Source organism: Treponema sp. TIM-1, from assembly GCF_046533115.1.
Lineage (GTDB): Bacteria > Spirochaetota > Spirochaetia > Treponematales > Breznakiellaceae > JAIRMO01.
In genome coordinates, this window is record NZ_JAJQRC010000032.1 from 24,638 (window position 1) to 35,795 (window position 11,158).

At 49.8% G+C, this 11,158-nt stretch carries 10 protein-coding genes and 1 pseudogene; 10 read left to right on the forward strand and 1 reads right to left on the reverse strand.

Annotated elements, in window-relative coordinates; all coding sequences use genetic code 11:
• Positions 1–424 precede the first annotated feature (424 nt).
• The 10 genes and pseudogenes from LQZ21_RS11145 to LQZ21_RS11190 all read left to right on the forward strand — a co-directional run.
• Complete coding sequence (locus LQZ21_RS11145; protein ID WP_411044413.1) at positions 425–1,462, forward strand: LacI family DNA-binding transcriptional regulator; 1,038 nt, start codon at positions 425–427, stop codon at positions 1,460–1,462.
• A 59-nt stretch (positions 1,463–1,521) separates the two neighbouring features.
• Positions 1,522–2,559, forward strand: a complete 1,038-nt coding sequence (locus LQZ21_RS11150; RefSeq protein WP_411044414.1) for a substrate-binding domain-containing protein — start codon at positions 1,522–1,524, stop codon at positions 2,557–2,559.
• A gap of 78 nt (positions 2,560–2,637) precedes the next feature.
• The gene (locus LQZ21_RS11155) at positions 2,638–4,143 is read left to right on the forward strand and encodes a sugar ABC transporter ATP-binding protein (RefSeq protein WP_411044415.1); all 1,506 of its coding nucleotides are present in this window, start codon (positions 2,638–2,640) and stop codon (positions 4,141–4,143) included.
• A 109-nt stretch (positions 4,144–4,252) separates the two neighbouring features.
• Entirely contained in the window at positions 4,253–5,200 is a 948-nt protein-coding gene (locus LQZ21_RS11160) for an ABC transporter permease (RefSeq protein WP_411044416.1), read from the forward strand.
• Entirely contained in the window at positions 5,193–6,146 is a 954-nt protein-coding gene (locus LQZ21_RS11165) for an ABC transporter permease (RefSeq protein WP_411044417.1), read from the forward strand. Before LQZ21_RS11160 ends, LQZ21_RS11165 begins: the two co-directional genes overlap by 8 nt.
• 21 nt (positions 6,147–6,167) lie before the next feature.
• Positions 6,168–7,430, forward strand: coding sequence for a TIM barrel protein (locus LQZ21_RS11170; RefSeq protein ID WP_411044418.1), 1,263 nt, complete (start codon positions 6,168–6,170; stop codon positions 7,428–7,430).
• Entirely contained in the window at positions 7,430–8,482 is a 1,053-nt protein-coding gene (locus LQZ21_RS11175) for a uroporphyrinogen decarboxylase family protein (protein ID WP_411044419.1), read from the forward strand. The genes LQZ21_RS11170 and LQZ21_RS11175 overlap by 1 nt, the downstream gene beginning before the upstream one ends.
• Positions 8,483–8,573: 91 nt before the next feature.
• A complete protein-coding gene (locus tag LQZ21_RS11180; RefSeq protein ID WP_411044420.1) occupies positions 8,574–10,049 on the forward strand; it encodes a rhamnulokinase in 1,476 nt (491 codons plus the stop codon).
• 182 nt (positions 10,050–10,231) lie between these two features.
• A complete protein-coding gene (locus LQZ21_RS11185) occupies positions 10,232–10,390 on the forward strand; it encodes a hypothetical protein (protein WP_411044421.1) in 159 nt (52 codons plus the stop codon).
• Positions 10,387–10,593, forward strand: a pseudogene (locus LQZ21_RS11190) (IS66-like element ISCku6 family transposase); the annotation flags it as partial. The gene LQZ21_RS11185 and the pseudogene LQZ21_RS11190, both read left to right, overlap by 4 nt.
• Here LQZ21_RS11190 and LQZ21_RS11195 read toward each other — a convergent pair.
• Entirely contained in the window at positions 10,516–10,905 is a 390-nt protein-coding gene (locus LQZ21_RS11195) for a cobalamin biosynthesis protein (protein ID WP_411044423.1), read from the reverse strand. The pseudogene LQZ21_RS11190 and the gene LQZ21_RS11195 overlap by 78 nt on opposite strands.
• Between the last annotated feature and the right edge of the window lie 253 nt (positions 10,906–11,158).

Consider the following 11,158-nt stretch of genomic DNA (forward strand, 5'->3'; position numbering starts at 1 on the left):
GACATGGTTAATCGTAACCTTATTAGGTAAAATAATTTTATGTCCGGAATTTTATCCCGTCAATAAAATTCCAATCTGTAGACCAGAGAATTATCTAAACGTTTAGATTTTATCATATGGTTGACCGGTATAGATTTTTATCTTTGCAATACTATTTTTCAGTGGTAGTGAATTTAACCGGGACAAGCCCCGTCTATGAGAAATGCCAAGGAATTTTTAGCAATTTTTAGGGCTAAGCCTATCAGAGTGATTGCCTTCAAAGCCCGTTGATCTGCCGCTCCGACAGGCCGGTAGCCTCGATTAATGGAAATTATCGAAAAAATATAAAAAAAATCCTTGACAACTTCTAAATACCGGCCTTATAATACTTTTGGGAACGTTCCCTAGGAACGTTCCCAGGGAACGTTCCTAAACAGGGTTTTGGATGGCCATGAAAGCAAACGGTTTGTGTACAATTTTTGACGTCGCAAAGATGGCGGGAGTTTCAAAATCCACCGTTTCCAGGGTGTTAAATCAGCCGGAAGGGGTTAAGCCGGAAGTAAAAGAAGCGGTGGTGAAGGCGATAAAAAAACTGGACTATACCCCAAGCTACTTTGCCCAGGGGATACGGACCGGAAGAACCAAAACCATTGCCATGCTCGTACCGGATTTTAGTAATGTGTTTTACTCGGAACTGTTCAAGGGAGTGGAATCGGTGGCGTTAAAGTCGGGGTATATGGTAATCATCTGCAACACCGACCGCCGGATTGAGGAAGAGTACCGTTATATCAATAAACTGATAGGCCGCAAAATCGACGGGATCATCTACAACACCTACAACATCAGCAGGGAAAATATTAACACCCTTACCGAATTGGCGGGCCAGACACCGATTGTTTTTATGGATAACGTGTTCAAGAAAGGGGATGACCTTTCCTATGTGGTTACCGAAGGCCGGGACAGCACCGGTGAGGCGGTGACCTATCTGTACCGTCAGGGCCGCCGCCGTATCGCTTACATCAAAATGGTCCCCAAGATCAGCGTAATAGAAAACCGCTTCCGGGGCTATTTGAAGGGCCTTAAAAACTGCGGCCTTCCGGTGGAAGAAGAACTGATCTATCAGCCCGATCCGGCAATACTGGGGGACATAGATCACATGCAAATAGGCGCCACTGCCGGTGCGTATTTTGCTTCGCTCCCCAATCCGCCGGACGCGATTATGGCCGGGTTTGATGTTTTGAGTATCGGCTGTATGCGGGAACTGAAAAAGCTGGGCGTCAAGATTCCCGATGACATGGCGCTTATTGGTTTTGACAATATTTCGCTGTGTGAACTGGTAGAACCCGCTTTAAGCACTATTGCCCAGCCTATCGCGAAGCTGGGAGCCGCCGCCGCACAGATCATCATTGACAAGCTTCAGGGCAAGTCAACCCAGGATAAAGTGATTTTTCCCGGGGAATTACTCCTAAGGCAGAGCACCTGATTAAACGGTGATTACGCTCCGCTGTTTGGCGGGGATAATTATTTTTATGGAGGAAAGGTATGAAAAACTTCTCAAAATCGAGGGTTCTGGCGGCGGTATTGACCGCGTTTCTGCTGGTTGTGGTAGCGGTCATGCCGGTTATGGCGGGAGGCCGCCAACAGGCCGGCAGCGGTCAGATCAGCGTACGGTACGTGTGTCTCCAGAAGGGGAACCCCTATTTCGATCCCATTATAGCGGGAATGAAAGAAGCGGTTGAATCCCAGGGGGGCATTTTCCGTGATACCGCGCCTGAGCAGGTGGAAGCTACGGCACAGATCCCGCTGATCGAAGCGGCAATCCAGGACAAGGTGAATGTAATTTGCCTCTCACCAACCGCGGCGGATACCATGAACGCGGTACTTGACCGGGCAAGAGCCGCGGGGATCAAAGTTCTTACCGTAAACGACGACATCATCGGCAACGAATCTCATCGGGACGGGTCGATACTTTCCTGTAATTATGATCAATTGGGAATCGATTCCTTTGAGCAATTTGCCAAGGCCATGAATTACAAGGGAAAATTTGTTGTTTTAAGCGCCACCACCGATTCTCCGTTCCAGAACAATCAGATCGAAATTTACAAGAAGCAGATGGCTTCGGACGGAAAATACAAGGATTTGCAGCTTGTTGAAGTTCTCTATGGGAACGACGATGCGGCCAAGAGTCTTACCGAAACGGAAGCGGCTATTCAAAAGTATCCGGATCTTGACGGGATCATTTGTCCCACCACCGTTGCTTTAACCGCCGCTGCCCAAGCGGTAGAAAGCCGTAATTTGGGTAACCGCATCGTAGTGACCGGTCTTGGAACCCCCGGACAGAGCAAAGCATTTCTTCAAAACGGCGTTCTTGACGGCGCCATGCTCTGGGACACCTATCGTACCGGAAAAGTAGCCGGTTATCTTGCGGTGCTTCTGGCAAAAGGTGAATATACCCTTGCCCAGGGGACATCATTTACCGCCGGTGAATACGGAACAACCGGTGTATTGGCCAATAATGTCCTTTACGCTGGTCCTCCCGCGATAATCACCAAAGAGAATGTTGACTCTTACAAATTCTAGTTTCTGACAGGAGGATTCCCTGTGGGCCGGTTATAACCGGTTCGCAGGGAAACTTTTATTTTCTGAAGCGGAGGATGGATGAGTACTGAACCAAAACAAATACTAAAGGCGGTAAGAATTTCCAAAACCTTTGGGAAAAGCCAGGTATTAAAATCAGTTGAATTTGATATTGTACCCGGAGAAGTTCATGCGCTGATTGGTGAAAACGGCGCGGGAAAATCAACTCTGCTCAAGATACTTTTTGGGATTTATTCCATGGATTCCGGGGAGGGGGATTTGTATATCGACGGGGAACCGGTTTCTTTTGGATCGCCCCGGGACGCTATTGATCATGGGATCGCCATGATACACCAGGAACCCCTGGTATTCAAAGATTTAAACATTATTGAAAATTTCTTTGCCGGATATATCAACACGAAAGTAGTGAACTGGCGGTCCCTGGAAAAAGCCGCGGGGAAACTTGCCAAAGACATCGGTCTTAATGTGCCCCTTAGACAGAAGATGGACAGGCTTTCCGTCGCCGAACAGCAGCTTGTAGAAATTGGTGCATCCTTGGTCTCTAATGCCCGGATTATCTTTATGGATGAACCAACCGCTTCCCTTACCCCCAACGAAGTGGAAAACCTCCTGGTCATGATCAAAAGGCTGAAAGCTGAAGGCAGATCCATTGTTTATATCAGCCATCGTCTTGGAGAAATAAAGGCTATTGCAGATAGAATTACTGTTATGCGTGACGGGAGCATGGTAGGCACTTATCAAAACAGTGATTTGAGCCACGATGATATGATACGGCTCATGCTTGGTCATGAGTTGACTCTGGCCCGCAAGCATAAACGGATAACCAAAAAAGCGGAACCTTATTTCCGCGCAGAGGCTATCGGCATTCCGGGTATTTTTGAGAATGTATCATTTTCAGTAGGAAAGGGTGAGATTTTGGGAATTGCCGGGCTTATGGGATCGGGCAGGACGGAAGTTGCGCGGGCACTTTTCGGCGTAACGCCGGTTAAACGGGGTTGGCTGCTGATCAACAACGTTCCGGTAAAAATAAACTCTCCCAACGAAGCTATCAGGCACGGTATAGCCCTGCTGCCGGAAGATCGGCAGGCTTTGGGCTTGTTTTTAAAACAGACCATAGCTTTTAACGCTACTTTTTTGGTTCCCGGCCGTATCAGTGATACGGGCGGCTGGATAAACAACGGCAAGGAAGAAACCCTGACCAAAGAGGGATGTAGTCAGCTTAGGACAAAGTATGCCGGTACCAAACAGTATGTTGAAGAATTGTCCGGAGGCAACCAGCAAAAAATCGGTATCGCGAAATTGATTGCCACCAATCCTGAAATACTGATCCTGGATGAACCGACCAGGGGAATTGATATCGGCGCCAAGGAAGAAGTGTACAGGATTATAGAAAGACTTTCCGAAGAAGGTAAATGTATTATCATGATTTCTTCGGAGATAGCGGAAATATTGGCTTTAAGCGACAAAGTGATGGTAATGTACGAAGGGCGTCCTGCGGCAATGATCCCGGGGGAAGAACTTAACGAAGTGAATATACTTTCCGCGGCTCATGACCTTGCGGTATAAAATTTTGTAACGGGAGAAGGATGTGATGCCGGTCTTACGCCATATACGATCAAGTTTTCGTGAATTGAGTATCCTGGTCCTGGTATTTTTTATATATGCGATTGTATGCATGATTCAGCCGAGATTCTTCTCGGTTCAGGCGATTATTAATATACTGTTATTTTTCCCCTATCTGTTACTGGTTGCCCTTGGAGAGATGATTGAAATTATCAGCCGCAATGTGGATCTTTCCCTTGGATCGATTCTTTGTTTTGCCGGATACCTCTTGGGTTTGATTTTTAGCGTAAATCCTGAATTTCCCCTGTTATTGGGTATGGTTATCGCCATCGGTATTGGGGCGCTCTTGGGTCTTCTAAACGGAACGATTGTTACCGTGTTCAAGATACCCTCCGTAATTGTGACCCTGGGTACCATGTATCTCTACCGGGGGGTGATTTTTTACGCCAACGGCGGCAGGCTGATAGAGAACTATAAAATTCCAAGGACCCTGATTCGCCTTTCGCAGGTAAACGCGTCGGTAATCGGCATTCCCTATTCAATTATTATCGCCCTGGCCGTCGCGCTGCTGGTCGCTTTTTTTCTGCGCCGTCTGCGGCTTGGGCGTGATATATATGCCGCCGGAAGCAACCCCAAAGCGGCCGAAACCCGGGGCATCAGCCTTAAAAAGATAAACATCCTTGTTTTTGTTATAGCCGGAGCCTTAAGCGGCTTTGCCAGCATGATCTTTATGTCCAGGATAGGGTTCATGGACCCCGGCTCCGCCGGACGGGGACTTGAATTTACTGCCATTGCCGCGGTGGTTATCGGCGGGTGCAGTATGGGCGGCGGAGTCGGGACAACCCTGGGAACGGTAATCGGCTGCCTCATGCTGGGAGTAATAAACAACGCGATTTCGATAACCGGAATATCCGGTTACTGGCAGGAAGCGATTTACGGTTTCATAATCATACTTTCGGTGATTGCGGATAACTACCTTAAAAAGGGCCTGGGCGGTTCCAAGGCTCTGCGAAAAGAAAACAACCCCGCAACAGCCGCAGGAGGAGAAAGCCGTGCTTAACACCGGAAAACTGTTACGCCCCGAATTGACCATAGTGGTGTTTTTAGTACTTAGCTTTGTCAGCGGGGTTCTTTTATCGCCGAATTTTTTGGACATACGCTTTCTCCTTAGTTCTACTATTTATTACACAGAATTGGGGCTCATAGCCCTTTGTTTCGCACTACTTATGACATCGGGGGAATTGGATCTTTCGGTTGCCGCCAATATGACCTTAGTTACCTGTATTTTAGGCGTACTCCACAAAATGGGCGTCAGCATGGTTTTTCTCGTTCCGCTGGGCCTGGTTTTTGGCACCTGCCTTGGTTTAGTGAACGGGGTACTGGTTACGGTTACCGGCCTTCCCTCTCTTATCATAACCATAGGTACGCTTTCGATTTACCGGGGGCTCGCACAGGTGTTGGTCGGGGATGCGGCTATTTCCGGCTTCCCGCAATGGTTTTTGCGTTTCGGTAAAATTACCGTTTTCGGTATAATTCCGCTGCCCCTGATCATAATTGTTGTGGTCGCCGTGATTCTGGAAATACTGTTGAAGCGGAATTTTTGGGGCAGAAAGATCTCCGCCGTGGGCTTAAACAGTAACGCCGCTAAATATTCGGGCGTCAAAGTTGACAGCATGAAACGACAGCTTTTTGCCCTCCAGGGGTTTTTCTGCGGAACCGCGGCCCTCCTCTCCATCTCCCGTCTTGAAGTGGTAAAATATTCCATCGGGACCGGCGGGGAGATGGACGTGGTTACCATGGTACTCCTGGGCGGGACCGCCTTTACCGGCGGTAAAGGCGCCTGCCTGGGCACGCTGGCGGCTTTTTTCATAATCGTTTTTATCCGTACCGGTATGCGGCTGGCAACCATAAGCAGTTATGTGCAAATCGCCGTATTAGGAGTTTTATTAATAGTGATTATCGTCATTTCAAATAAATTGAATGCTTTATTTGAAAGAAATTCCTGAACAACAAATTGGAGGCAGAAGATGGAATATCTACGGGGATCAAAAAAAAGCGGGGAACGACAAAAAAAACAATACGCCATCCTGGAAGATTCCTTTGCTGAAAAGGGCATTGATCTTGAAAAGGTCAAGGGAATTTTAAAAAACCAGGTAGTGGAACTCCCCTCGTGGGCGGTGGGTAATTCCGGTACCCGGTACGGTACTTTTATGGATAAGGGGGCGGCGGTTACCATCTGGGACAAGGTGGACGACTGCGCGGAGATACAGCGCTGCCTGGGCATTACGCCGGTAATGGCAAGCCATGTACTGTGGGACAAAACCGACGACGGCCGCTTTGAGCCGGTGCGGGAATATGCGGCGAAAAAGGGTATGCGCATCGGTACGGTGCATCCCAATACCTTTTCCGGCCAGCAGTTCCGTTTCGGATCCATCTGTTCGCCCATAGCGTCGGTACGGGAAAATACCAAGGCCCATTTTGGTGACTGTATCCGCATGGCCCGGGAGATGGGTTCCAAGTGCATCGGCATGTGGGTGGCCGACGGAACCAGTTACCCGGGGCAGGACAGCCTCGCCGAACGGAAGCACCGCCTTTTTGAGGGGCTTCTGGCCCTCTATGAAAAACTCGATCCCGACATGACCCTGGTTTTGGAATACAAGCCCTTTGAGCCCTTTTTCTACACCACCGATGTCCCCGACTGGGGAACCTCCTTGATGATGTGCCAGAAGCTCGGCAAGCAGGCAAAGGTTCTGGTTGACCTGGGACATCATCTTCCGTGTACCAACATCGAACAGATAATCTGTTCCCTCCTGGACGAGGGGAAACTGGGGGGCTTCCATTTCAACAACCGCCGCTACGCCGATGACGATCTCATCCTGGGTACGGTGAATCCCCTGGAGATTTTCCTCATCTTCAACGAGATAGTGGACGCCACGGTGCGCGGAGTTGATACGGGTATTACCTATATGCTCGATCAGTCCCACAATATCGAAAACAGCCTGGAGGGCATCATCTATTCGGTGATGAACATCCAGACCGCCTATGCGAAGTCCCTGCTGGTGGACAGGAAACTCCTCGCCGCGGCGCGGGCGGAAAACGACGTTGTTTTAAGTAACATGATTATCATGGATGCCTTTAACTGTGATGTGGAGCCGCTTTTGGGGCAGCTTCGCCTTGAGATGGGCCTTTCCGATATAGACCCCCTGCGGAATCACCGGCAGAGCGGCTACGCCCAAAAGGCGGCGCAGGAACGAAAGGCAGGTATTCTTACTTTGGGGGGAGGCGCCTGATGAACGGGAGAGAACGGATCTTAGCGGTATTAAACCATCAGATTCCTGACAGAATTCCTACCTGTGAATGGATCCTTAACCCCAAGGTTATGGAAAAGGTCTGCGGGGTAAAAGACGATATAGCCTTTGTGGCAGAGATGGATATGGACGGAATAGCGGTCGGCCTTGATTCCAAAAACGAGAGACTGGATGACCGTCACATCAAAGACGAATGGGGTATTACCCGGGTTACCTACGATGAGTACCCGAATCCGGTGGGTAATCCCATAAAGGACATGGAGGATTTTAATAATTATACCCCCCCCGAGCCGCTTTTGCCGTATCGCTTTGACCGTATCAAAAAGGCGCTGGATACCTTCGGGAAAGAAAGGTGCGTTATCGCGCGGGTAAGGGATGTATTTTCCCAGCCCCGGGATCTTATGGGCTACGAAAATTTTCTTATGACCTTTTACGATGATCCTGATCTGGCCGATGCGTTAATGGCAATGAGCGCCGATTATTCGATAAAGATATGCGACGGCCTGGTAAAAATCGGGATAGAAGTTATCGTAGTCGGCGATGATATTGCCAATAATGACAACATGCTTTTAAACCCCGATATGTACCGTGAATATGTGTATCCGCATTTTGCGCGTCTTGTCGGTCATGCCAAAAAACTTGGGCTCAAAGTGATAAAACACAGTGACGGCGATCTGCGTACCGTGGTAGAAGACCTGGTAAAGAGCGGGATAGACTGCCTGGACCCGATTGATGAACGGGGCAATATGTTCATGGACAAATTAAAAGAACAATACGGGGATCGTATCGCCTTTAAGGGCAATGTGGACTGCGTGGAAACGCTGGTGAGCAAATCGGTTGAAGCGGTGCGCGCCGAGACTGCCCGCTGTATGCTCAAAGGCGGCATCGGCGGCGGGCTTATCATTTCTTCGTCAAATTCGATCCACAGCGGGATTAGTCCGATTAACTACCGGGTTTTTCTGGACGCGATAAAGGAATTCGGCAATTATCCCCTGGATATTCCCCTGCTTGAAAAAATCGCCGGGGCCGTATAGGAGTAATCATTAACACTCTGTGTTAATGTCCGTGTTAATGTCCGATTAAACAGAAGCGGCGATTCCGCCGCCTTATATAGGAGTGTAAAACATGAACCGGTATTTTTCTGTTGATCTGGGCGCCGACAGCGGCCGTTGCATGGTCGGAACTCTGGAAAACGGAAGGCTGGTGCTGGAAGAGCTGCACCGGTTTCCTACCCAGTACTTTTTGCTTGAGGGAACTCTGCGCTGGAACATCTACCGCTTTTACGAGGAGATTCTAACGGGGCTGCGAAAGTACGCGGCCAGATACGGGAAGGAACTGTGCTCTATCGGCGTTGATACCTGGGGCTGCGATTACGGCCTCTTTGACGCCGATGACCGGCTTTTGGATCTGCCCTATTCATACCGGGACAGCCGCGTGACCGGCAGCCTGGAAAAGGTGCTGCCCCACAAGAAATGGCTTTACGAAAAAACAGGAATACAGTTTCTGGAATTTAATACCCTTAACCAGCTTATCAGGGAATACGAGAATCCCAAGAGCCGCGTAAAAGAGGCCGCACGGTTTTTGTTTATGGGAGATTCGCTGCACCTTTTGCTGGGAGCGCCTCCGGCGTGCGAGTATACTACCGCTTCCATTTCCATGATGGTTGATACGAAAGAAAAAAAGTGGGACAGGGAGATCCTCGACCGTTTTAATATCCCCGCCGCCCTATGCCCCAAACTTTGTTTCGCGGGGGAAGTTATCGGCGTTTTGCGGGGCGACATTGCCGATAATACCGGCATAAACCGGGGGGTCAGGATCATCACCCCGGCGGTTCATGACACCGCCAGCGCCGCCCTGGCCATTCCCGCGAAAGGGGATGACTTTGCCTATATCAGTTCCGGTACCTGGTCCATATTCGGTACGGAACTGGACCAGCCGGTACTCGATCAGACCGCCTGCGATCTGAACATTTCCAATTCCGGCGGCGCCTTGGGAAAATCGCTCTTCCTGAAAAATGTCATGGGCCTGTGGATACTCCAGCAGAGCAAACGCAGTTGGAACAGGACAAACCCGGATCTGGACTACAATACCATTATGGCTATGGCGGAAAAGGCACGGCCGTTCTTTGCGTTTATCGATCCCGACGCCCCCGCCTTCTTTAACCCCGAGGATATGCCCGAAGCGATTTGTGCTTACCTTGAAAAAACCAGGCAAGGCGAAGTAAAACCGGATGACATAGGGACTATCAGCAGGATTATCTATGAAAGCCTTGCCCTTAAGTACCGGAACGTTCTGGAACGCATACAAAGGGCCGCACATAAAACGATACGCATTATTCACGTAGTGGGCGGCGGAAGCAAGGACCGCCTGCTGAATACGTTTATCGCCTCGGCCGCCGCCCTGCCCGTAAAGGCCGGCCCCTCGGAGGGAACCGCCATGGGGAACCTGCTGCTCCAGGCTTACGGGGCGGGCGAGCTATCCTCCATCGGACAGATTAGGGAAATCGTGGCGGCTTCGACGGAGATCCAGAACTTTGAACCCACCGATACCGGGCGGTGGCAGGAATCCTACGGCCGTTTCCTGGTAACCCTCGGGCTGTAAATACCACTGCTGAAGGGGGTCCGGGCGGTATTAGTCAAAAGTCTTGCTTAAATACCTGCGGGGCTCAATATTTCAAGATATTCTCTTGGCGTTACAATTTTTATTATATTTTCGTAACCGTTCACCGGGAAAATAGGATATGACCGGTTAACCAAGTTAAAAATAGTATCTATGCTGGAGAAATGATTTGGGGAAAGGTCGCCGCCGACAGATTAAAAATCATTGAGGAACAACAAAAAGAAATAGAGGCATTAAAGCGGCTGGTAAAAGAACTCAGTGAAAAGATTGCCCGGCTGGAAAAAACTCAACAAACTCCTCCAAAGCCCCATCGTCGGATATAACCAAACCACCGAAAAAGGGAGGAGAGCAGGTGCAAAAACGCAAACAGGGGGCGCAAAAGGGCCATAAAAAGCACGAAAGGCCCCTGTTCCCGCCGGAACAGGTTGACAAAACCATAGTCCATGAATTATCGCACTGTCCGCGCTGCGGCGGTCAATTGGAACCGGTAAAGGAAAACGCGGAAACACGGCAGCAAATCGAACTGGTAAGGAAACCATATCAGATAACGGAACATCAGTATAACCGGTATTGGTGTGAACCCTGCCCAGGGGCTCTGCCCATAGGCAAAAAAGAGCAGGGCCCCGGAAAGGAAAAGGCTTACGGACGTAACCAGGACGACCAGCAGGGTCCCGGCCGCCCTTTCGTTATGGGGCAAGAGCCGCCGGAGGATCGATTCTCCCCGGTCTATTAAAAAACCCATTCCCCGGACCGGATGGGGTATGCCCGGCGGATCCCCCAGGAGGATGTCCAGCAAAAAACCCAGGGCAATGGCCGCGGGGCCCCGAAGAAAAACCATCCCCTCTACCTCCTTGCCGGCGCGCGGCCTCCCATGACGAGCTTACTTTAAAGCCTGTTTTTTCGCAATATCGGTATTACCGTGAAAGAGAATTCGACCGCGAAGGAGACATAAAAAAGAGAATTCGACCACAAAGGCGCAGAAGGCGAAGAAGTTAAGAGAGAAGAGGGTTAACCACGAACGACACGAACCACACGAACGAAGAAGGGGGATTAAGAGAGGAGTTAGGAGAGAGGAGAGGGAAGAATGGACT